The sequence below is a fragment of the Domibacillus sp. PGB-M46 genome (genome assembly GCF_022668875.1).
Lineage (GTDB): Bacteria > Bacillota > Bacilli > Bacillales > Domibacillaceae > Domibacillus.
In genome coordinates this window covers 374,611-397,486 of record NZ_JAKGCR010000002.1, presented here as the reverse complement: position 1 = coordinate 397,486, position 22,876 = coordinate 374,611, and the positions used below count along the sequence as shown (strand labels likewise).

General features: G+C 44.1%; 22 protein-coding genes. 12 read left to right on the top strand and 10 right to left on the bottom strand.

Annotation, left to right across the window (positions count from 1 at the left end; genetic code table 11):
* The first annotated feature begins 12 nt into the window (after nucleotides 1-12).
* Nucleotides 13-486 (top strand): tRNA (uridine(34)/cytosine(34)/5-carboxymethylaminomethyluridine(34)-2'-O)-methyltransferase TrmL, encoded by a 474-nt coding sequence (trmL, locus tag L2D08_RS04080; RefSeq protein ID WP_242232446.1) that lies wholly within the window; start codon nucleotides 13-15, stop codon nucleotides 484-486.
* Nucleotides 487-892: 406 nt separating this feature from the next.
* Nucleotides 893-2,776 (top strand): PrkA family serine protein kinase, encoded by a 1,884-nt coding sequence (locus tag L2D08_RS04075; protein WP_242232445.1) that lies wholly within the window; start codon nucleotides 893-895, stop codon nucleotides 2,774-2,776.
* A 32-nt stretch (nucleotides 2,777-2,808) separates the two neighbouring features.
* Here L2D08_RS04075 and L2D08_RS04070 read toward each other — a convergent pair whose 3' ends face one another.
* On the bottom strand, nucleotides 2,809-2,985 hold the full coding sequence (locus tag L2D08_RS04070) for a hypothetical protein (RefSeq protein WP_242232444.1): 177 nt from the start codon (nucleotides 2,983-2,985) through the stop codon (nucleotides 2,809-2,811).
* 70 nt (nucleotides 2,986-3,055) lie between these two features.
* On the opposite strand from L2D08_RS04070, the gene yhbH reads away from it, so the two are divergent.
* Nucleotides 3,056-4,192, top strand: a complete 1,137-nt coding sequence (yhbH, locus tag L2D08_RS04065; protein ID WP_242232443.1) for a sporulation protein YhbH — start codon at nucleotides 3,056-3,058, stop codon at nucleotides 4,190-4,192.
* A 71-nt stretch (nucleotides 4,193-4,263) separates the two neighbouring features.
* Nucleotides 4,264-4,860 carry an NAD(P)H:quinone oxidoreductase gene (wrbA, locus tag L2D08_RS04060; protein WP_242232442.1) on the top strand — a complete coding sequence of 199 codons (597 nt, stop codon included), beginning with the start codon at nucleotides 4,264-4,266 and terminating at the stop codon, nucleotides 4,858-4,860.
* A 32-nt stretch (nucleotides 4,861-4,892) separates the two neighbouring features.
* Here wrbA and L2D08_RS04055 read toward each other — a convergent pair whose 3' ends face one another.
* From L2D08_RS04055 to L2D08_RS04035, 5 genes are all read right to left on the bottom strand, one after another.
* On the bottom strand, nucleotides 4,893-6,194 hold the full coding sequence (locus L2D08_RS04055; protein WP_242232441.1) for an NCS2 family permease: 1,302 nt from the start codon (nucleotides 6,192-6,194) through the stop codon (nucleotides 4,893-4,895).
* A gap of 115 nt (nucleotides 6,195-6,309) precedes the next feature.
* Nucleotides 6,310-6,921 carry a nitroreductase family protein gene (locus L2D08_RS04050; RefSeq protein WP_242232440.1) on the bottom strand — a complete coding sequence of 204 codons (612 nt, stop codon included), beginning with the start codon at nucleotides 6,919-6,921 and terminating at the stop codon, nucleotides 6,310-6,312.
* A gap of 165 nt (nucleotides 6,922-7,086) precedes the next feature.
* Nucleotides 7,087-8,085 (bottom strand): inorganic phosphate transporter, encoded by a 999-nt coding sequence (locus L2D08_RS04045; RefSeq protein WP_242232439.1) that lies wholly within the window; start codon nucleotides 8,083-8,085, stop codon nucleotides 7,087-7,089.
* 13 nt (nucleotides 8,086-8,098) lie between these two features.
* Entirely contained in the window at nucleotides 8,099-8,686 is a 588-nt protein-coding gene (locus L2D08_RS04040) for a DUF47 domain-containing protein (protein ID WP_242232470.1), read from the bottom strand.
* A 77-nt stretch (nucleotides 8,687-8,763) separates the two neighbouring features.
* Nucleotides 8,764-9,672, bottom strand: a complete 909-nt coding sequence (locus L2D08_RS04035; protein ID WP_242232438.1) for an RluA family pseudouridine synthase — start codon at nucleotides 9,670-9,672, stop codon at nucleotides 8,764-8,766.
* 92 nt (nucleotides 9,673-9,764) lie between these two features.
* On the opposite strand from L2D08_RS04035, the gene L2D08_RS04030 reads away from it, so the two are divergent.
* A complete protein-coding gene (locus tag L2D08_RS04030; RefSeq protein WP_242232437.1) occupies nucleotides 9,765-10,124 on the top strand; it encodes a DUF5365 family protein in 360 nt (119 codons plus the stop codon).
* Nucleotides 10,125-10,159: 35 nt separating this feature from the next.
* On the opposite strand, the gene L2D08_RS04025 is transcribed toward L2D08_RS04030, so the two are convergent.
* Nucleotides 10,160-10,636: a thioredoxin family protein gene (locus tag L2D08_RS04025; RefSeq protein WP_242232436.1), complete on the bottom strand. Its 477-nt coding sequence runs from the start codon at nucleotides 10,634-10,636 to the stop codon at nucleotides 10,160-10,162.
* Nucleotides 10,637-10,640: 4 nt separating this feature from the next.
* Complete coding sequence (locus tag L2D08_RS04020) at nucleotides 10,641-11,057, bottom strand: disulfide formation protein C (protein WP_242232435.1); 417 nt, start codon at nucleotides 11,055-11,057, stop codon at nucleotides 10,641-10,643.
* Between the two features lie 206 nt (nucleotides 11,058-11,263).
* Here L2D08_RS04020 and L2D08_RS04015 point away from each other — a divergent pair, with 206 nt between their 5' ends.
* The 3 genes from L2D08_RS04015 to L2D08_RS04005 all read left to right on the top strand — a co-directional run bounded on the left by L2D08_RS04015 (nucleotide 11,264) and on the right by L2D08_RS04005 (nucleotide 15,159).
* Nucleotides 11,264-12,997 carry a phospho-sugar mutase gene (locus tag L2D08_RS04015; RefSeq protein WP_242232434.1) on the top strand — a complete coding sequence of 578 codons (1,734 nt, stop codon included), beginning with the start codon at nucleotides 11,264-11,266 and terminating at the stop codon, nucleotides 12,995-12,997.
* A gap of 118 nt (nucleotides 12,998-13,115) precedes the next feature.
* Nucleotides 13,116-14,429: a SpoVR family protein gene (locus tag L2D08_RS04010; protein ID WP_242232433.1), complete on the top strand. Its 1,314-nt coding sequence runs from the start codon at nucleotides 13,116-13,118 to the stop codon at nucleotides 14,427-14,429.
* 52 nt (nucleotides 14,430-14,481) lie between these two features.
* Nucleotides 14,482-15,159, top strand: coding sequence for a TrkA C-terminal domain-containing protein (locus L2D08_RS04005; protein ID WP_242232432.1), 678 nt, complete (start codon nucleotides 14,482-14,484; stop codon nucleotides 15,157-15,159).
* Here the strand turns inward: L2D08_RS04005 and L2D08_RS04000 are convergent.
* Both L2D08_RS04000 and L2D08_RS03995 read right to left on the bottom strand, forming a co-directional pair.
* Entirely contained in the window at nucleotides 15,156-15,974 is an 819-nt protein-coding gene (locus L2D08_RS04000) for an EcsC family protein (protein WP_242232431.1), read from the bottom strand. The two genes, L2D08_RS04005 and L2D08_RS04000, sit on opposite strands and share 4 nt — an antisense overlap.
* A 94-nt stretch (nucleotides 15,975-16,068) precedes the next feature.
* Complete coding sequence (locus tag L2D08_RS03995; RefSeq protein ID WP_242232430.1) at nucleotides 16,069-16,488, bottom strand: arsenate reductase/protein-tyrosine-phosphatase family protein; 420 nt, start codon at nucleotides 16,486-16,488, stop codon at nucleotides 16,069-16,071.
* Between the two features lie 311 nt (nucleotides 16,489-16,799).
* On the opposite strand from L2D08_RS03995, the gene L2D08_RS03990 reads away from it, so the two are divergent.
* From L2D08_RS03990 to ilvD, 4 genes are all read left to right on the top strand, one after another.
* Entirely contained in the window at nucleotides 16,800-18,032 is a 1,233-nt protein-coding gene (locus tag L2D08_RS03990) for a dicarboxylate/amino acid:cation symporter (RefSeq protein ID WP_242232469.1), read from the top strand.
* 106 nt (nucleotides 18,033-18,138) lie between these two features.
* Entirely contained in the window at nucleotides 18,139-18,321 is a 183-nt protein-coding gene (locus L2D08_RS03985; RefSeq protein WP_242232429.1) for a twin-arginine translocase TatA/TatE family subunit, read from the top strand.
* 203 nt (nucleotides 18,322-18,524) lie between these two features.
* Nucleotides 18,525-20,483 carry a transglycosylase domain-containing protein gene (locus L2D08_RS03980; RefSeq protein ID WP_242232428.1) on the top strand — a complete coding sequence of 653 codons (1,959 nt, stop codon included), beginning with the start codon at nucleotides 18,525-18,527 and terminating at the stop codon, nucleotides 20,481-20,483.
* 499 nt (nucleotides 20,484-20,982) lie between these two features.
* On the top strand, nucleotides 20,983-22,650 hold the full coding sequence (ilvD, locus tag L2D08_RS03975; protein ID WP_242232427.1) for a dihydroxy-acid dehydratase: 1,668 nt from the start codon (nucleotides 20,983-20,985) through the stop codon (nucleotides 22,648-22,650).
* Nucleotides 22,651-22,876 lie beyond the last annotated feature (226 nt).

Genomic DNA, 22,876 nt, shown 5'->3' with positions numbered 1-22,876 from the left:
GAGTGAAGTTTTGTGGCAGTTCATGTAGTGCTATACCAGCCGGAAATCCCGGCCAATACCGGAAATATTGCGCGGACGTGTGCGGCGACCGGTACACCGCTTCATTTAATCCGCCCGCTTGGATTTTCAACTGACGATAAAATGCTTAAGCGTGCCGGGCTGGATTATTGGGAATTTGTTAACATTACGTATTATGATTCTCTTGAAGAGTTTTTTGAAAAAAATCCAGATGGAAATATGTATTATCTTTCAAAGTTCGGTAAGCAGGATCATGCTAAGTTTGATTACAGCGATATAGAACAGGATCATTACTTTATGTTTGGCAAGGAAACAACGGGTCTTCCAAAAGATTTGATCGCGGCCAATATGGACCGCTGTCTGCGCATTCCAATGAATGAGCATGTCCGCTCGCTTAACTTGTCCAACACGGCAGCCATCCTTATATACGAGGCACTTCGCCAGCAAGGCTTCCCGGACCTGTATTAATACAAAAAAGCGCAGGTCGGCCATTCAGGACTGGCAGCTTATGACCGAGGAGCAGGCCGGCTGGAGCAAAAAGTGCAAGACGCTTTAAGTTAAATGATGGTTATAACCGCATATCTTTTTAAAAAAAGCTGTACCGAGAAAATCGGTACAGCTTTTTTTATTTCGCGCCCGGCTTGTCGTTGTAGCCCGCTGTGAAAATCGCTGATAAAAAAGCAATACATACGAAAAGAACACCTAATAATCTCATGGAAAGAAGCCCCTTTCTGCAGCGCAAACGCATACATTTTTCCCTATTATACCGGATGCAATATTGAATGTGAATGTTTCTTTTTCTCATAAATGGTTTCGCCGGCGCATAAAATCCGATAAATACGCCCATTAGAGTGCGGAGCGGAGGGAGCTAATTATGACGATACTCGATAAAATTCAATCAAGCCGTGCCGAAGAAGAAAAGCTGCGCTGGGAAGGAACATTCCGGGAGTATTTGGAGCTGCTTAGAGAAAAGCCGCATATTGCAATGCCTGCGCATGCACGTATATACAATATGATTCGCTCATTCGGTATGACAGATGGTAATTATGACTTTTTCAGCCGCGAGCTTTTTGGTCTTGAAGAACCGATCCAGCGTCTTGTAGAAGAGTATTTTCATCCGGCGGCAAAAAAGCTGGATGTACGCAAACGGATTTTGCTGCTGATGGGGCCAGTTGGCGGAGGGAAGTCCACAATTGTATCAATGCTTAAGCGGGGACTGGAGCAATACACCCGCACAGATGCCGGCGCCGTATATGCCATTAAAGGCTGCCAGATGGCAGAAGACCCGCTTCATCTAATTCCACGGGATCTTCGGGATGACTTTTATGAAGAGTATGGTATCCGCATCGAAGGATCACTGTCACCGCTAAATGCCTACCGGCTTGAGCATGAATTTGGAGGCCGCATTGAAGAAGTGCCGGTTGAGCGTATTTTCTTCTCAGAAGACCGACGCCGCGGCATTGGAACGTTCAGTCCATCCGATCCGAAATCACAGGACATTGCGGATTTAACCGGCAGCATCGATTTTTCAACGATCGCCGAGTTTGGATCGGAGTCTGATCCGCGTGCCTACCGGTTTGACGGAGAATTAAACATTGCAAACCGGGGATTAATGGAATTCCAGGAAATGCTGAAGTGCGATGAGAAGTTTCTATGGCACCTGCTCTCACTAACCCAAGAAGGTAATTTCAAAGCCGGCCGGTTTGCTTTAATCTCGGCAGATGAAATGATTATTGCCCATACCAATGAAACAGAGTACCGTTCTTTTATTGCAGATAAAAAGAATGAAGCCCTTCATTCCCGTATGATTGTTATGCCGGTGCCATACAATCTCAAGGTGACCGAAGAAGAAAAAATTTATGAAAAAATGATACACGAAAGTGAAGCGGCTTCCATTCACTTTGCACCGCATACGTTCCGTACTGCAGCCATGTTTACCATCTTAACGCGCTTAAAAGAATCGAGCCGGGCAAACGTTGATCTTGTGATGAAGATGAAGCTTTATGACGGAGCAGTGGTAGAAGGATTAACGCCGCTTGATGCTATAGAACTCCGAAAAGAACATTCAGATGAAGGAATGGATGGAATCGATCCGCGGTATGTGATGAACCGCATTTCTGCAGCTATTATTAAAAAAGGAACCAATTCGATCAATGCACTGGATGTGCTGCGTTCATTAAAAGACGGTCTGGATTCACATCCATCCATTACCAAGGAAATGCGCACGAAATACTTGCAGTTTATTTCCGAAGCGAGAAAGCAGTACGATGAAACGGCGAAAAAAGAAGTTCAAAAAGCTTTTGTTTACTCGTACGAAGAATCGGCCCGGGCATTAATGGACAACTATTTGGATAATGTGGAAGCATACTGCAACAAGGTGAAATTAAGCGATCCGCTCACAGGTGAGGAAGTCAGTCCGGACGAGCGTTTAATGCGGTCGATCGAAGAACAGATTGGCGTGTCGGAAAACGCTAAAAAAGCATTCCGCGAAGAAATGCTGATTCGAATTTCCGCTTATGCACGCAAAGGCAAAAAATTTGATTACCGGGAGCATGATCGGCTTCGAGAAGCGATTCAGAAAAAGCTGTTTTCCGATTTAAAAGACATTGTTAAAATTACCACTTCGTCTGTTACGCCGGATGAACAGCAGCTGAAAAAGATGAATGAAGTCACAGCACGCTTAATTGACGAATGCGGCTACAATTCTGTTTCAGCCAATGAATTGCTTCGCTACGTTGGAGGACTTTTAAACCGATAACCAAAAGAAAAACCCGGTTGCAGGCAGCCGGGTTATTGTTTTCCATCGGTTGATTCGTCAAATTGAATCGGATCAGGCTGTCGCTCATGCTGCTTCAGTTCTTCATTTGTCCGCTGGCGCTCCATTTGACGGCCAAGGATTTCCATGTCTTCAAAGCTTGTGACCATTGAATTCATAGGCTGTTCTTCACGCTTCTTTAAATTCATCATGAGTCACCTCGTTATTCTTTTATACTAGTTTACCCTTTTTGATTGGAATAAAACCTGGGGAGGAAATGAAATGGACACATCCTATCATTTATCGGAAGAAGACTGGTCACTCCACCGAAAAGGTTATGATGACCAGGAACGCCATCGCCAAAAAGTAAAAGAAGCGATCAAAAAAAATTTAGCCGATATGGTGACTGAAGAGCAAATTATTATGTCGGACGGCAAGCGGACAGTGAAATTGCCGATCCGTTCGCTTCAGGAGTATAAAATCCGTTATTCCGATGAAAAATCCAAGCATACCGGACAGGGAAAAGGAGAAGTTGGAGACGCCATCGCCCGGGCAGGCGGTGATGAAAAAAGTGCGGCCGGCCAGGGCAAAAAAGCAGGAAACCAGCGCGGGGAGGATTTTTATGAAGCAGAAGTCAGCATGGCTGAAATTGAAGATGCCCTGTTTTCTGAGCTGGCCTTGCCAAATCTCGCTGAAAAAGAAAAAGCGGAATCGGTTATTACGGACTGGACCATTAATGACATCCGTAAAACAGGTGTAACCGCACGAATTGATAAAAAGAAAACATTAATGGCAGCTTTTAAGCGGAACGCACTGGCGGGAGAGATGTCTTTTTTCCCTGTCCGCCCAGAAGACCGTCGTTTTCGTTCTTTTACCGAAGAGAAAAAGCCTCAGTCTAAAGCCGTAATTTTCGCGATGATGGATACGAGCGGAAGCATGGGGCCGTTTGAGAAATATATCGCCCGAAGCTTTTTTTTCTGGATGACCCGTTTTTTAAGAAAAAAATATACAACGGTTGATATTGTATTTATTGCACATCATACAGAAGCGCTCCAGATGGAAGAAAATGATTTCTTCACTAAAGGAGAAAGCGGCGGAACCATTTGTTCATCTGCGTACCGGCTGGTACTGGAGCTCATGGAAAAAAAATATTCGCCGGAACGGTATAACATTTATCCATTTCATTTTTCTGATGGCGATAACCTTGCTTCAGACAATCCCCAGTGTGTGGCATTACTCGAAAAAATACTGCCGCACTGCCGCCTGTTCGGCTATGGGGAAGTAAATCAGTACAACCGGACCACACCACTAATGTCTGCTTTTCGAAAAGTCGAAAACCCGCTATTTAAATCCTACGTCATTCGTAAAAGAGAAGACGTCTATCCGGCACTTTCCTACTTTTTTCAGCCGGATAAATAAAAAGGTTTTGTTTTTTTCTTCAGCGGGCAAACTCAGTAGGAGGACACCACGCATGAGGGGGAGAGCAAGAGATGACAAATTTAGCGGTAATTTATTACAGCATGACCGGTACAAATTTTCAATTGGCGAACTGGGCGAAAGAAGCGGGAGAAGAAGCAGGAGCGAATGTAAAAGTTCTTAAAATTCCAGAAACGGCACCCGCGTCGGCCATTGAAAAAAATGATGCCTGGAAGGCGCATGTAGAAGAAGCAAAGGATATTCCAGAGGTGACGCTGGATGATTTAGAATGGGCAGATGCCATTGTATTCAGCGTTCCAACAAGATACGGCAATGTACCGGGTCAATTCAAGCAATTTATCGATTCAACCGGCGGCCTGTGGGCAACCGGAAAACTGGCTAACAAAGTTGTCAGCGCTATGACCTCTGCTCAAAACGCACATGGCGGACAGGAACAGACGATTCTTCAGCTATACACGACTATGTACCATTGGGGCGCTATTATCGCTGCTCCCGGATACACGGATCCCGTCCTGTTTGAAGCAGGGGGAAATCCATATGGTACAAGTGTGTCAGTAGGGAGAGATGGCATGAAAGAAAACGTGGAAGCAGCGGTAAAGCATCAGGCGAAGCGGACAGTCTCGATTGCGAATGCTTTGTCTTCTTTATAAAAAATCCGCCCCGGTAACCGGGGCGGATTTTTTTAGTGCGGTAAAAATAAAAGCTGGTAGAGAAACAGTACGGCAAAAATATACACAAGAGGATGAATCTCTTTGTAGCGTCCACGGGCTATTTTCACAAGCGGATACGATACAAACCCGAGCGCAATGCCAGTCGCAATACTCGATGTCAGCGGCATCGTTAAAATAATAAGAAACGCAGGAAATGCTTCGTCAAGCTCATTCCAGTTGATTTTCGCTGCGTTCTGCATCATCAAACAGCCTACAATAATAAGCGACGGAGCTGTAATAGCAGATATGCCCGATACAGCAGAAACAAGCGGTCCAAAAAAAGCAGCTATAATAAACAGCACAGCTACTGTAACAGATGTTAGTCCTGTTCTCCCGCCAGCTGCAACACCAGTAGACGATTCAATATAAGCACTCGTCGGGCTTGTACCGGCCATCGCACCGATTGATGTAGCTACAGAATCGGCCAAAAGCGCTTGACGCGCCCGAGGCATTTTGTTTCCTTTCATCAAGCCGGCCTGCTGGGCAACGCCAACCATTGTGCCTGTTGTATCAAAAAGAGTCACAAGTAAAAACGAAAACACAACTGCATATAAGCCATGACTCACTACATCCCCAAGCGCTGTAATAGGATTGAGCGCTATAAGCCCGTCTGGCATAGATGGCATGCCGACAAAGCCATCTTTAAAAGAAAGCTGACCGGTAAAAAGGGCCACAAGTCCGGTAATAACCATACCGATAAACAGTGCACCATTAATGCCCCGTACCATTAAAATAATAGTGACTGCAAGACCGAACAGAGCCAAAAGAGCGGAGGGGCTTGTTAAGTCACCGAGTTTAACGAGGTTGCTGGGGTCTGCCGCGATAATACCGGTTAGACGAAGCCCAATAAAAGCAATAAACAAGCCAATGCCTGCAGAAATACCGTGCTTTAAATTTTCGGGTATCGCTTCGATCAACTTTTCGCGAAGTGGCGTTAAAGACAAAATCACAAAAAGAAGACCTGAAATAAAAACAGCTGCAAATGCTGTTTCATACGTAATGCCGCCATGCGACCCGACAACTGAGTAAGCGAAATACGCATTCATTCCCATACCAGGTGCGATCGCAATTGGGTAGTTGGCGAACAAGCCCATCCAAAGTGTTCCGACAACCGCTGCAATGATTGTCGCCGTAAACACCTGCTCAAATGGGACACCGGCATCTGACAAAATAATCGGGTTAACTACCACGATATAGACCATTGTCAGGAAGGTTGTTAAGCCGGCAAGCAGTTCCGTTTTAACGGTCGTGCCATGTTCATTCAATTTAAACATTTCTTCATTCCTCCACAAACAAGCATTAAAATCCATTGTTAATACTAGACGTTTTCTGCAGGAGGTGCAAGAGGCAATTCAAAAAGCCGCTTCTCGCAGAGAGCGGCTTTTTGAATTATTCTGCGTAGGTAATCAGCTGGCTGATCGGAAGACGGTCAGTAGGGCGGCCTTCCTGAAGGGCTTTACCAACTGTAATTAGCATCGTTGGCAGGTAACGTGCAGGCACGTTAAACGCTTCTGCCAGCCCGGAAGCATTGAAGCCGCCAATCGGGCATGTGTCATATCCTTTTGCCCGTGCAGCCAGCATAAACTGCATTGCAGCCAGCGATGAATTCAAAATGGCCCCGTCACGCGGGTACTCGGCGCGGTTGTAAGCTCCGTTAATTTGGCCGGCTAAAATTTCTTTTAGCTCAGGTGTCATTTCGCCGCTTTCAACCTGTGGATCAAAAACCGGATCCACGTTTAAATTGCCTTGCAAATCACCCATAATGCAAATAACAGCAGAGGCATCCACAATCTGCTGCTGATTGTAGGCGATTGGCAATAATTTTTTCTGCACGTCTTTTCCGTGAAAAACAAGGAAGTGCCATTGCTGTAAATTCCACGCAGATGGTGCCCGTCCTGCTACTTGAAGCAATTCTGTTAACTCTTCCTCTGATATACGTGCATTCGGATCGTATACCTTTACCGAACGGCGGCCAAGGGCTACTTCAAAAAAATCTGACATAAACAAAAATCCCCCTATATCGTCATTTTTCGCCATAAAAGCGAAAAAATGGTTCGTCTATTACTTTTCGTAAGTGATATTCGCTTTTCACTTTAATCAATATATGTTCATTCGTCAAGAAATCGGATTTTGTATAAAAAAAGCTGAACCAAAAATTGGTTCAGCTTAGAGAAAGATATTCAGTATATAGTAGCTGATGGCTGCGATAGTAGCAGTTATCGGCAGTGTGATGACCCAGGTGATTAGCATGCGCTGAGCAGTATCCCATTTAACTCCTTTGACACGGTGGGCAGTACCAACACCAAGAATAGAAGAAGAGATCACATGGGTTGTGCTGACCGGCAAATGAATCATTGTGGCGCCAAAAATGATCATTGCAGATGAGAGGTCGGCCGCTACACCGTTGACTGGACGGATTTTCATAATCTTTCCGCCAACGGTTTTAATAATTTTCCATCCGCCGACTGACGTGCCAAGCCCCATTGCCAGCGCACAGGAAACCTGTACCCATGTTTGAATGTCTGTTGACTGCTGGTAGTTACCAGCAATTAATGCCATTGTAATAATCCCCATCGCTTTCTGTGCATCATTCGTCCCGTGTGTATAAGCCTGCAGAGCAGCGGTCGCAATTTGAAACAGCCGGAAATTCCGGTTTGTTTTCGCCAAATTATTGTTTTTAAACACGACTTTAAAAATACTATACACGATAAAGCCGATCGCAAAAGCAAGCAGCGGTGAGATAATAAGCGCTTGAAGAATTTTGAAAAAGCCGCCGTAATTTAACGCCTGGAACCCGGCTGCTGCAATAGCCGCTCCAGCAATAGAGCCGATTAGGGCATGAGATGAGCTGCTCGGAATACCGTAGTACCAGGTAAGCAGGTTCCAAAAAATAGCGGCAATCAACGCGGCCATAATGACAACGAGCCCGTTTTCAAGCATAAATGGATCAACAATATCTTTTGTAATTGTTTTTGCTACGCCGGTGAATGTCATGGCGCCCAAAAAGTTCATAAAAGCGGCTAGTATAATAGCGCGCCGCGGCGTAAGGGCTTTTGTTGATACAGCTGTTGCAATCGAGTTAGCTGTATCATGGAATCCGTTAATAAAATCAAACCCAAGCGCTAAAATAACAATCAAAATAGTAATAAGAAATAATGTATCCAACGGTCAAGACCCCTTATGCGTTTTTCATAATAATGGTTTCAAGTGTATTCGCGACGTCTTGGCAATAGTCCGCAACTTCTTCAAGGTTTTCGTAAATTTCTTTCATCTTAATCAAGCGGATCGGATCTTTCTCGATTGTAAAAATATGTTTGATCGATTGGCGAAGAATTCCGTCACAAACCGTTTCGTATTCCTTGATTTTAATAGCATGGGTGCGGATCACCTGCAGTTTTTTAACAGTAAGCAGTTCAACAGCCGAGACAATTTCCTCTGCGCAAGAACGAAGCGCATCGACGAATTTCAGCATGTATTCGTCTGCATTAATGACAGAGTACATTTCAAACATAGCGGCAGTTGCTTCAAGCCCGTCCATCACATCATCCATGCTCATTGCCAACGCTAGAATGTCCTCACGTTCAATTGGTGTGATGAAAGTGTGGTTCAATTCTTTAATCACTTCATGCATAAGGTCATCGCCTTTTGTTTCGAAGCGTTTCATTTCATCTGAAAAGATTTTTAAATCTCCAGCATTTTTCAGCTTATATTCAGCGAAATAGTCTGCACCTTCTTTTAAATTTAACGCAATAGATTCAAGCAGCATTGAAAATTTATCTTTTTTCTGTTTAAACACGTTCACAACCTCCTGAAATAGTTAAAAATAATCTCAACTTTCCCATTTTACTCGAAATATGTCGTTAAAAAAAGCTTTTTTATTGAATCCGGCACAGGAGCCGATACGGTTACGCAATCATTTACAAATGGGTGAGGAATTGTTAATTTTGCCGCATGCAGCAGTGGATGGGGAGAAATCCCGCTTCCGCCGTACAATGCATCTCCAGAAATCGGATGGCCGATCGAGGACAAATGGACACGAATTTGGTGAGTGCGGCCTGTTTCGAGCCGGCACTTTAACAAGGAGCGGCCATCCTGCACGGCCACCCGTTCAAAATGAGTAACCGCTACCTGGCCGTTCGGAGAAATCCGCCGTCTTGTCGGATGATGGCGATCTTTTCCAATTGCTTTTTTTATCGTGCCGCTTTTTTTTGCCACAGGCCCGTCCACTACTGCATAGTATGTGCGAAAAATTTCTTTTTGCTCGAGCAGGCGGGAGAGCACAGCATAAGCCGCTTCATGTTTTGAAAACAAAACAGCTCCGCTTGTTCCTTCATCGAGGCGGTGGACATGCCGTACAGGAAGAGAGTCTCCTTTCACTGACATATGATAGCTTACACCGTTGAGCAGCGTATGGCGTTCACCGGGGTCATTTGGATGGGTCTTTATTCCGGCCGGTTTATCCGCAACCACCAAATGATCATCCTCGTATAAAATGGAAGGCGAGGGAGGCACAGGTTCAGCGCCGAATGAACCGGGTTTGAAAAAAGGAAAGGCTACCGAGCTGCCCTGCTCAAGTGGCTGCCGCCAATTTCCAGGCTGTCCATTCAAAAGAATAGAACGGTCCATTCGCCATAAATGAATCATTTTTTTCGGAAGCTGCCATTTTTCTGAAAGAATCGCTTCAATGGTTGAACCATCCAGCTCTGCATTTATATACATTACCCAGTGCTGATTTTGTCGAATTGTATGCATGAAGTTCATCCTTTTCTAATAAATAGTTATTTTCTCTCTGAGAATTGTATGGTATCCTGGTAGGAGACTGCAACTAAAGGTGGCTGCAAACCATGTCCATACTTATGTCTTCAACCATTGAACAAGAAGAGAAAATTAAAACATTGTGCTCTTATTTGTCGAAACAGGTATTTCCACGTTACATTCAGTCTGATCTTATTGAAAAGATCGAAGAAGAAAAACTTTTTTCACTGGATGATAAACAACTTGAACAAGTAGAATCGCTGCACGATGCTTCATGTGTAATCACAGCACTCAATACGATTATTTCCATCCTAGAAACCTCATCTCTTTCTACTCAATATGAAGCATTATTTACGGAAAGTATTCATACATTACAAAGTTATCAGATTTCTTTTCCATTTCCGCTGTCCTTTTTTATTGAACAGAAGCGGACGACTTTTCCAAAATAAAAAACGGCTTTCCCATTTAGGGAAGGCCGCTTTTTTTATTGGTTATTTTCTTTTGTCTGGTTTAAAAACGCAGTCCATTCCGCTTCCGGCTGGCTGCCGACAAGGCGGTCTTTTTCTACCCCGTTTTCAAAATAAACAAGTGTCGGTGTATATTCAATCCCATAGTCTGTCCAGCCTTGTTCAAATTCAAGCAGATTATACTGAAGTACTTCAACATTTTCATCATCCGCAATGGGCATTAAAACAGGCGTGGTTTCCTGGCAGTGTGGGCAGGTCGGGCTGTAAAAATAAACAACCGCATCTTCGCCGTCCTCTAATTTTTGTTCAAGGTCATCAGGCAGGATAATATTTTGGTAGTTCGGATCATCCAGCTGCTTGACCGTTTCAGTCTGAAGGTCATCCTTTCCATATGGATTTCCTTTCGATGCTTCTTCTTTTTGATATTGCGTTACAAAGGCAATCGCGCCAAAAACAGCAACGAGAACTACCGCAAAAATAATCACTTTCTTCAATGATTTACGCCCCTTTTCTTTTTATAATCATCAAGCTCGCCACGAAAATAATCGTAAATGCAGTCAGCGCGAGAAACGGGATGGTAACGAACCCTAACCAGTTGATATACATCCCTGTGCACGGCACCCGGCCGCAGGCAGGAGCAGCATCCGATAAAAAATCGATTTTTTGAATGCCATAATGGTAAAGGGAAATAAGACCGCCAATACCAGACATCGCGAGCGAATAAACAGCGGCTTTCGTGTCCCTTTTGGCGATTGCAATCCCAAGAATTAATACGAGAGGGTACATCAAAATACGCTGATACCAGCAAAGTTCACAAGGTTCATAGCCGGCAATTTCCGAGAAATAAAGACTGCCTAGCATGGCTGTAAATGAAGCAGCCCATGCGGTGAAAAGCAGGTTTTCTTTTTTTTGCATGAGATCCCCGCCCATCATGAAAATAATTGCTGAACATTAGCATTATAGTCTGAATAAAGAAGAAAAGTAAAATATTCTGAGTGTCTCGTCTCCTATATCCTGGTTGTTTTTGCTTGGAAATGAATGAGGTTTACCGTTAATAATTCTGTGAAATAAGAACAACAGATGGTATGATATAGGAAATCATAGTTTTGGAGGGAATGCCTGTGGCCTGGAAAGAAGAATATACAAGATGGAAAAACTATTCGGAACTTGATGCAGAAATGAGTGAACTGCTTCTTTCGATCGAAGAAGATGAAAAAAGTCTAGAAGATGCTTTTTATAAAAATCTTGAATTTGGTACGGGCGGCATGCGCGGCGAAATTGGCGCTGGCACGAACCGGATGAATGTATATACGATTCGAAAAGCGTCTGCAGGTTTGGCAGCTTACATAACAGAACAAGGAGAAGAAGCAAAAAAACGCGGTGTAGCGATTGCCTATGACTCTCGTCATAAATCACCGGAGTTTGCGCTTGAAAGTGCGAAAACACTTGCTTCAGCAGGTATTAAAACGTATCTTTTTGACGAGCTTCGCCCAACACCGGAATTGTCTTTTGCCGTACGTGAGCTGAATGCTTTTGCTGGTATCGTGATTACAGCAAGCCATAACCCGCCTGAGTACAACGGCTATAAAGTGTACGGGCCGGATGGTGCCCAGCTTGCTCCGGAAGCAGCTGATCGTGTCATCGATAAAGTGAATGCAGCAGGTAATGAACTCCAGATCGAGGTGAAAGGTGAGGAACTGTTAAAAGAACAGGGACTAATTCAGATGATCGGGAAAGAAATCGATCAGGCATATGTGGACAATCTTGTGACTATTTCAGAGTGGCCGGAAGCAGCACAAGAATCCGACGTCAATATTGTGTTTTCTCCTCTTCACGGTACTGGTAATAAGCCTGTACGCCAGGCACTTGAGGCGCTTGGCTATCAAAATGTGACTGTTGTAGCTGAACAGGAGCAGCCAGATGCCAATTTTTCAACCGTAAAATCTCCAAATCCCGAGGAAAAAGCAGCGTTTGAACTGGCTATCCGTGATGGACAAAAAGTGGATGCGGACATTTTGATTGCGACAGATCCGGATGCAGACCGTCTTGGTGTCGCTGTAAAAGACGGAAACGGCGGATATGTTTTGCTGACAGGAAATGAAACAGGCGCTGTGCTGGTGGATTATATTTTGGCTCGCAAAAAAGAAAAAGGCACACTGCCTGAAAACGGCCGCATTTTCAAAACCATTGTAACGTCTGAGCTGGGACGTGCAGCAGCAGCTCAATACGGTGTTTCATGCGAAGACGTGTTAACCGGCTTTAAATTTATCGGCGAAAAAATTGAGCAGTATAACGAATCAGGCGAATTTACATTCTTATTTGGTTATGAAGAAAGCTATGGATATTTAATTGGCGATTTTGCCCGTGATAAAGATGCCGTGCAGGCAGCGCTTCTGGCTGTTGAAGCATGCGCGTACTTCAAAAAGCAGGGGAAAACGCTGCATGAAGCATTGATGGATTTATATGAGCGTGTTGGCTACTTCAAGGAAGGCCTTCAGTCTTTGACGTTAAAAGGAAAAGACGGGGCAGAGCAAATTGCGGGGCTGCTGTCTTCTTTCCGCGCGCAGGCGCCTGAATCAATTGCAGGCATCCGGGTCGAAGCCGTAGAAGATTATCAGACAGGGGAACGTACGGCGATTGCTACGAATGAAAAACAGCCGATCGAGCTGCCATCTTCAAATGTATTAAAATATTTCCTTGAAGATGGAACGTGGGTGTGCGCTCGTCCATCGGGAACAGAACCAAAAGTGAAATTTTACTTTGGGGTAAAAGCCGATTCGTTCAAAGAAGTGACGGAAAAGCTTGCACTCGTTCAAGAAGATTTCATGGCGCGTGTAAATGAAATGTTAAAATAATGATCAAGAGCTGGCGGCTTCTTTAAGCTGCAGCATATAAAAAAGAGGCGGATGAAATCCGCCTCTTTTTTCATGTTTAATGGGCGTACGCATACACATAGATTCAGGGGGGATTCGGATGAAGCATGCTGATCTTCAATATGCAATCGAAGAAATTACAGATATTGCTGCTGGATTCGGGCTTGATTTCTATTCAATGCGTTATGAAATTTGCCCGGCAGATATTATTTACACTTTTGGTGCTTATGGAATGCCTGCCCGTTTTTCGCATTGGCGGTTTGGGAAGCGATTTTACAAAATGAAGCTCCACTATGAGATGGGGCTCAGCAAAATATACGAGCTGGTAATGAATACAGATCCGTGCCAGGCTTTTTTGCTCAATACAAACTCACTCGTTCAAAACAAGCTTATTGTTGCCCATGTTTTAGCCCACTCGGACTTTTTTAAAAACAATATTCACTTTGAAAAAACAAACAACCAAATGGAAAAATCAATGGCTTCTGCAGCAGAGCGGATCAGCCAGTTAACCGATGAACATGGAATTGAGCAGGTGGAAGCTTTTCTTGACGCCGTTTTATCCATTGAGGAGCATGTAGATCCCCTGGCACACATCGGCTCTCATCAAATCGACGAGCCACTCACTCACCGTTACGAATACGACGATCTTTGGGAAAAAGAATCGGCTCCCAAGCAAGTAGAGGAAACATTTTTTGAAAAAGACCTTCTTGCTTTTATCGCTGCGAACAGTTCGATTTTAACAGACTGGCAGCGTGAAATTGTCATGTTAATCCGGCAGGAGATGCTTTATTTCTGGCCGCAGATGGAAACAAAAATTATGAATGAAGGCTGGGCCTCTTACTGGCATATGAAGATTATGAGAGAGCTGTCCTTAACAGAATCTGAAGCCATTGAATATGCGCGTTTGAATGCGGATGTTGTGCAGCCGTCTAAAATGGGCATCAACCCTTATTATCTTGGGGTTAAATTGTATGAGTATATTGAAAAACAATATGGAAGCCGCGATATTTTATTTGATATCCGTGCCAGAGAATCCGATATTTCTTTTCTGCGTAACTACTTGACGAAAGAATTTGTGGAGCAGGAGGATCTGTATTTGTTTGAGAAAAAGGGAGCCCACTGGACGATCACTGATAAGGAGTGGACGTCGGTGCAGGATCAGCTCGTTTCCTCAAAAGTAAACGGAGGATTCCCTTCTCTTTACGTTACAGACGGAAAAGAAGACCTGCATATTTTACATGCGTATGAAGGAAAAGAGCTGGACGTTGGATATTTGGAGCAAACCATTCCAAATCTCTATACGTTATGGGGAAAACCCGTTCATTTAACAACCGTTGTTGATGGACGTACAACTATTTTTACTTACGGAAAAGACGGGTTAAAAAGGAAGTATGGCGGCATGTTTACCGGTTAATGCCTTCGGGAACACTGAAAAAAAAGCCGTTTCGGAAAGAAGGCAGCAAGATATGGGATTTATTTTTATTTTACTTTATTTGGTAATCGTGGTACTTGTCATCGAAATATCTGTAATCGCGTTTCACTTAACAGGACTTGAAAAAGAGGTGGCCCGGTATCAGGCGATTTCCATGCTGACAGGCACCGGATTTACAACAGATGAATCACAGCTTATTATTGACCATCCTATACGACGCCGAATCAGTATGTTTCTCATTCTGTTCGGTGCTTTTTCATTGGCCGTTATTATCTCAGCGATTACCAATATTTTAGCTAATGACCTGCGCTTAAAGGAATTGATGATCATTAGTTCCGTACTGCTGGCCATTTACATTCTCGGCAAAACACCACTGACTAAAAAGCTTCTTCAGCATCGATTTAAACATGAGATGAAAAAAAATTTGGATATTTCCGAACTCCCGGTGAAAGAAGCGCTTTTTCTTCAAGAAGATGACATTGTAGCAGATGTAGTGGTAGAAGAAGGCACCAAGCTTGATGGAAAAAAGGTGGAGGATGTCTTTGAGCATGGGCATGATGCCAATTTGTTATTCATTAAAAGAGGAGAAGTAAATGTACGCGAGGATTTAACGGAGGAAACGATTCAGGCAGGTGACAAGCTGTACTTATACGGAAATAAAAAGGTGATTGAGAAGCTTACAAAAGAAACCGAATCAGACAATCCGCATTAAGGGCGGATGTCTGATTCGGTTTCTGCTAGTTTCTCTAAAATACGCCGTTTTTTATAAAGCATGATGGCGGTATCGGACAATTCTTCAATCATCGAGCGGTTTGACAGCGCTCCGAAAACAATGCCGACTACGGGTACAAGGCGAAACACTTTCTTTAAGCTGTATTGCTCTCTGTAGGAAAGCACCACTTCCCGCCAGCCCTGCATTTGCGAAATCATTTCTTTGCTGCTCCCTCGATCGGCATAGTTTGCAATTTCTTTTAAAATAGCTCGTTTCCCGACGATATCGGAGGAAGAAAACTGCAGGCATTTAATAATGAAAATCCGTTCTTCCCGCTCATTAGGATCGTATCCATAAGCCACAGCGATTTCTTGAAGCATCTTTAGAGAGATCGCCAGCGTGGCAGGGATATCAACCGCCAGCGTAAAAACGCCTCCAATGCCTGTTGCAGCACCTTGAACGGTAGCGGCGCCCGCATGCGATTTTTGAATCGAAAAAGCAGTTTCGTCCATAACGGAAATCGGCAATTTTTTCACGTCTTCTATCGAATGAACAGGTATTTCGGCATTACGCTCCAGCTTTTTTAAGATGCTGTCCTGCCTCGTTAAATACTTGCCGCCGCTTTGAACATAATAGCCGAGTTCATCCAGCAGCGAGCCGATTTTTCGCTGAATAAAAGAAGGCGTCAGTTTATCAAGAATGGCAAAAGGAAGACGGGCGGCACGATCCCAAATCCATAATCCTTTTTGATCCTTTTCCCATTGCCCAATCTGCTGCAGCTGTTCGATCAGTGTTTGTTTTGTTTCCATATTCATAATCCCTGCCTCTCTAAATGAGTTATACGGACGTTAAATAAATTAGTTTCAAAAAAAAATGCCCTCGCTGGCCCAACCGCAAAGGCGTAAAGATTTAAATGAGTTGTTTTTTAAGCTCCTGTATTTTTACAGCAAGCTCATCGCATACTTCCTGATAAGCGGCCCATCGATCTGTTAAATGATCACAATGTATTGGATTGAATATATTCCACCGTAACACTTTCTGCTCGGATTCATTTAAAAGAGCAGGGAGGCTATCACGTTGAAAATCATAAATAGCAACCACGATGTCTGCCTCATTCACGAGCTGAGGCTTCAGCGAATGCGGTGTTTTACTCTCGATGTCAATGTTAACTTCTTTCATCGCCTTAACAGGAAGGGCGTCATAGTCTGCACGTGAGCAAGCAGCGCTGATTACATTCCAGGAGGGCTCATTTAATCTTGCCGCCCACCCTTCGGCCATCATGCTCAAATGATTAAACGGTGACAGAAATAAAATAGTTTTATTTTTCATACCGGTTGACCCCTTTGACGTGGTGGTTATATTCTTTTATACCCCGATTTTTATAATGATAAGCGCTCTTGTAAAATTTGTTGTACAAAGGGATTCTTAGGACTTGATTCTAAAGTTGTATAGAGTGAAGTAAAACAAAAATGACAAGGCATTAAAAGGTAAAAGGGTTTAGAATTTTGAAGGTAAAAGGGTTTAGAATTTTGTAGGAAGTGGTAAGTTATCTGTTAGAAAGAACATTATTTTTTTACATACTTACAGTGAAGAAAAAGCAAGAGTTTGTACAGCTGAAAAGGGGTGGATGCATGAAAAAAATGAATTTAACCACTAAGATTGTGGCAGCGCTTGTTCTCGGAGCGATTGTCGGTCTCCTGTTAAACTTGACTGCACCAAATGTATTTGAAGTACTAAATACGTATTTATTCGTACCGGTGGGGCAGATTTTCCTGAGCTTGATCAGCATGCTTGTTGTACCGCTTGTGTTCTTTTCCATTGTGCTTGGATCCGCCGGTCTTGGCGATCCTCAAAAGCTGGGACGCATCGGTGCAAAGACGATAGGTTATTTTTTAGTTACAACGTGTATCGCTATTATTATCGGTTTAATCCTTGCTGCTGTGATTCAGCCGGGCTCAGCCGGAGATTTTGATACAGCAGGCGCTGAGTTTTCAGCGGAAGAAGCACCGCCTGTCAGTGAAACGCTTATGAATATTATTCCGAAAAATCCTATCAATGCGATGGCGGAAGGAAATATGCTTCAACTAATTGTATTTGCTGTTTTTATCGGTTTTGCCCTGACTGCGCTTGGCGAAAAAACAAAAGGAATCCTCAATTTAGTGAACCAGGGAAATGAAATTATGATGTATTTGGTAGGACTCGTTATGCGCTTTGCACCATATGGAACCTTTGCTTTAATTGCCACAGCCATTGGTACACAAGGCTGGGATGCCATTCTGGCAATGGGCTCATACATGCTTGTTGTATTAGCGGCATTGTTTATCCACAGCGCCGTCACATACGGGGGCACCGTTGCTTTCCTGGCGAAGAAAAATCCTCTTTGGTTTTTTAAAAAGTTTGCTCCGGCAATGGGAGTCGCGTTCAGTACATCAAGCAGTAATGCAACGCTGCCTGTTTCCATGGAAGTAGCCCAAAGGGATTTAAAAGTGCCTGAGCCGATCAGTTCATTTGTACAGCCGCTCGGCGCCACCATTAATATGGACGGAACTGCTATTATGCAGGGCGTAGCAACGATATTTATTGCCCAGGCGTATGGAATTGATCTTACAATGGGAGAACTGGCGACTGTTGTCCTAACAGCTGTTTTGGCCAGTATTGGAACAGCCGGTGTACCCGGTGTCGGGCTTATTATGCTGGCGATGGTGCTTGGCAGTGTCGGACTGCCGGTTGAGGGAATTGGTTTAATTATCGGAATTGACCGCCTGCTTGATATGACACGGACGGCTGTTAATATCACAGGTGATGCAGCATGCGCTCTGTACGTCGGCGAAACAGAAAAAAACAGAAACCTTCAAGCGGGTGGACGCGCCTAGGAACGAGTAAAGAGGGAAATAGATACAAATCTGTTTCTCTTTTTTCGTTCAAAAGGCCGTTTATCCTTTATAATAAGCATATCAACAAAGAAAAGGGGCTAAACACATGAACCTTGGATTTGGCGAAGTTGCCATTATTTTGATTGTCGCCTTGTTGTTATTTGGACCGAAGAAATTGCCACAGCTTGGACGCGCCGCCGGCCAGACGCTTCATGAATTTAAGCGCGGTATGAAAAACGTTATGGACGACGACGATACAGATAAGCAAAAGAAAATAGAGTCAAAATAAGCAAGCAGTGCCGTGCGCACTGCTTGTTTTTTTATGGAGGCAGCCAGATAGCTGTTTTATGTACCAAAAAAAGGCATGGAACTTTTAAGCCTCTCATCCGTACTAGAAAGCAGGGCCTGTTTTATCATATTCGTTGCAATTTAGCGAAATGTGCTTAAAATGAGAAAAGGCTGCATGTATCACAAAGAAGGGAACCAAACAAAATGAAAGTAGTTATGAGAATGATCCAAACTCTCTGGCGAAAGTTTCACCTGACCCAAATTGCTATTTTGCTTGCTGCAATCTTTGTTTTGGCAGGCCTTGGCGCAGGTTTTTATTTTATGAAATCCGCCGACGTGGAAACATTAAAGCAGGGACTTTCACAGTCAACCATTATTTATGATAGAGACGGAGACAAAGCAAGTAAGCTCTCTGCAAACCGAACGAACAGTGTATCGATCGAAAAAATGCCGGAGCATCTTCAGGAAGCGATTGTGGCAGTGGAAGACAATCGTTTTTACGAACATGGCGGGTTTGACGTAAAAGGCATTTTCCGTGCTGCCTTTACCAACCTTATGGCAGGTTCAAGGGTACAGGGAGCCAGCACGCTGACGCAGCAGCTGACGAAAAATGCGCTTCTGTCGCCGGAAAAAACATACCGGCGGAAAATAGAAGAATTGTTTCTCGCCATTGAGATTGAAAAAGTATACAAAAAAGAAGAGATTTTAGAAATGTACTTGAATACAAGCTATTTCGGAAATGGAGCTTGGGGAGTGCAAAACGCAGCTAAAAGATATTTTGGAAAAGACGTTTCCGAGCTGACTCTTGCGGAGTCGTCTATGCTTGCCGGAATGGTAAAGGCGCCATCACGTTACAATCCGATCGACAGCATGGATAATGCAGTCGACCGCCGCCAGGTTGTTTTAAGTCAGATGGTGAAATACGGTTATCTTACCGAGAATGAAGCAGACGAAGCTGCCAATACGGAAGTAACGCTCAAGGATGCAAGCGGTGATCCGCTGAAAGGAAAGTACGCTCATTATGCCGATGCTGTCATCAATGAAGCGATCTCACGCTACGGTTTAACGCAGGACGATCTCCTGTCGCAAGGTTACGATATTTATACAGCGATGGACCAAAACGTACAGGCCGGGCTGGAAGACGTATATGAAAACAGTACAGTTTTCCCTCAAACAGTCAACGGAGAAGATACACAAAGCGCGGCTGTGTTAATGGATCCGAAAAGCGGCGGCGTTTTAGGTGTTGTCGGCCGGCGGGGCGAACACGTTTTCCGTGGCTTCAGCTTTGCTACTCAGATGAAAAAGTCACCAGGCTCCACCATCAAGCCGCTGGCTGTATATACGCCTGCTCTTGAAGAAGGCTATAAACCGACCGATATGCTGGTGGATGAAAAAATGTCTTTTGGAAAAGGTGAAGGTGCGTATTCTCCGTCTAACTACAGTGATACGTATGAAGGAGAAATGCCAATGTACCGGGCGATTGAAAAGTCAGCGAACGTGCCGGCCGTCTGGCTCTTAGACCAAATTGGCTTGTCAAAAGGCGTTAATTCCTTAGAGCGTTTTGGCCTTGAGGCAAAAGATCCAAAGCTGGGGTTAGCCCTTGGCGACATTACGCCTGGTGTGTCCCCCCTTCAAATGGCTGAAGCCTATTCAGCGTTTTCAAATGACGGTGTTCGAAAAGAAACATTTTTCATTCAAAAAATTATTGGCCCCGAAGGAGAAATCAAGCCAAAATGGGAGCCGAAGGAAGTGAAAGTAACGTCAAAAGAAGTAACAGACGAAATGACATCCATGCTTCTCGGGGTAGTAGAGAGGGGATCCGGCAAACGCGCCCAGGTAGATGGGGTAGATATTGCCGGGAAAACCGGTTCTACACAAGTGCCGATCGAAGGCATTGACGGAACTGAAGACCAATGGTTTGTCGGATACACACCAAATCTGGTAGGGGCTGTCTGGGTTGGCGTAGAAGAAGTAAGTAAAACAAATTACATGACAACCAACAGTTCGGACGGGGCTGTACCGCTATTTGGTGAAGTTGTGTCTAAGATTATTCCTTACATCGGGGAAACTTCGTTTGATGTAGACGCTATTGATGACAATGCAGAGGCCGAAGAGGAACATTGGTATGATGGAATCGTAGAAAAATGGAACGAATGGTTTTAAACGAAAGCCGGATGTTTATTCATCCCGCCTAAGACTGACGACTTTGTCGTCAGTCTTTTTTTATGAGCGTTTCTATTATTGAAAAGGGGCAGCCGCCTATGGGACCAGCAAGCCAGTTCAAGCCGATTTAGCCGCATAACGACGGATGCGAATCCAATACCTGCCTCGTGCAAAAGCGAGCACGTGCGCCCAAAACATTTCGCGCTTCTAGCATGCAAAGGCAAAAAGGTACTTTAACAAATCATTTTATTTTCTCCCGTTCTGATCTGAATGATTATTCGCCCGGATTTTTACATATACATAGCGGAAAGCGTTCACAAAAAAGAAACTTTAAAAATAATTTAGTCTTGTCAGAAAATTTGACAGAAAAGGTGTTGACCAAAGTCGAAAAGAGCGGTATTATTGTGACCACAATATAAACTTAATTTTCAGATTAAATAAATGATTTTTACAGATTTATTGGGCAATTTGAAAGGCAAGTCATCATGGGGGAGATACAATGCGCAGTGATATGATTAAAAAAGGGGTTGAACGTGCCCCGCACCGTAGCTTGTTGTATGCTGCTGGTGTAAAAACGGCGGATTTGCATAAGCCATTTATCGGCGTATGTAATTCCTATATAGATATTATTCCAGGACACGTTCACTTAAACAAATTTGCTGAAGTCGTAAAAAAGGAGATTCGTGAAGCTGGCGGCGTTCCTTTCGAGTTTAATACAATCGGCGTAGATGACGGCATCGCAATGGGCCATATTGGCATGCGTTATTCTCTTCCAAGCCGCGAACTGATTGCCGATTCAGCTGAAACAGTCATTAATGCACATTGGTTTGACGGAGTATTTTACATTCCAAACTGTGACAAAATTACACCAGGTATGCTTATGGCCGCTGTGCGGACAAACGTACCAGCTGTGTTTGTGTCAGGAGGACCGATGGAAGGCGGCGTTTCTTCCACAGGGAAACCATTAACGCTGACGTCTGTATTTGAAGGAGTCGGAGCTCACCTTTCCGGCAAAATGTCAGCGGAAGAGCTGCTCGATATCGAGTCGAATGCTTGTCCGACTTGCGGGTCTTGTTCAGGGATGTTTACCGCTAATTCCATGAACTCGTTGATGGAAATGCTCGGGCTTACACCGCCCGGAAACGCAACGATTGTGGCAACTAGTCCTGAACGCCACCGTTTAATTAAAGAAGCAGTCGGATACTTGATGAACGCAATTGAAAATGATTTAAAACCGCGTGACATCGTAACAGAACGGGCGATTGATGATGCTTTTGCTCTTGATATGGCGATGGGCGGTTCAACAAATACAGTTCTTCACACATTAGCCATTGCAAATGAAGCAGAAATTGAGTATGATTTAAATCGTATAAATGAAGTAGCCAATAGAATTCCATATTTGGCAAAAATAAGTCCAGCGTCAGATTACACAATGGATGATGTTAATAAAGCAGGCGGCATCAGCGCGATTATCCGTGAACTGTGCGAGCTTGAAAATGGCATTGACGGTGATCGCTTGACGATTACGGGCAAAACCGTTTATGAAAATGTTAAAGATGCCCATATTACGAATACAAACGTAATTCGGACGAAAGAAGATCCATACAGCCCAGTTGGCGGCCTTTCCATTCTATACGGAAATATTGCCCCGCTTGGCGGAGTTATTAAAGTAGGAGCCGTTGATCCATCTATTAAAACATTTGATGGAGAAGCGATCGTATTTGACTCGCAGGAAGAAGCTATTGAGAACATCAATAATGGAACCGTTAGAGAAGGCCACGTCGTCGTAATCCGGTATGAAGGGCCTAAAGGCGGACCGGGTATGCCGGAGATGCTGACTCCAACATCAGCGATCGCTGGCCGCGGACTTTCGACAAAAGTCGCGCTTATGACAGACGGCCGTTTCTCTGGTGCATCACGTGGTATTTCAATCGGACACGTCTCACCAGAAGCAGCTGAAGGCGGACCAATTGCTTTTATCCATAATGGCGACAAAATCAAAATTGACCTGACAAATCGTACGCTGAACGTTGACTTGTCAGAAGAAGAGCTGGCAGCACGCCGTGCGGATTTTGTACAGCCGGAGCCGAAAATTAAAAAAGGCTGGCTTGCTCGTTATTCTAAGCTTGTTACTTCTGCCAATACCGGCGGAATTATGAAAATTTAACATATGTATTGCATATAAATCGTTGACGAGGAAAAAGTGTTAGGAACTGCATTTCACAGAGAACCGGTTATAGCTGAGAGCCGGGAGTGCATCCTAATCGCGACATCCCCTCTGAGTGCTTTTCTGAACGTCATCCAGTAGGAAAAGCCGGGTGCTGAGCTACCCGTTACCAAAACGAGCCGATTATCGGTTCATAAGGCGGATTTTTGTAAGAAAATTCGTGAAT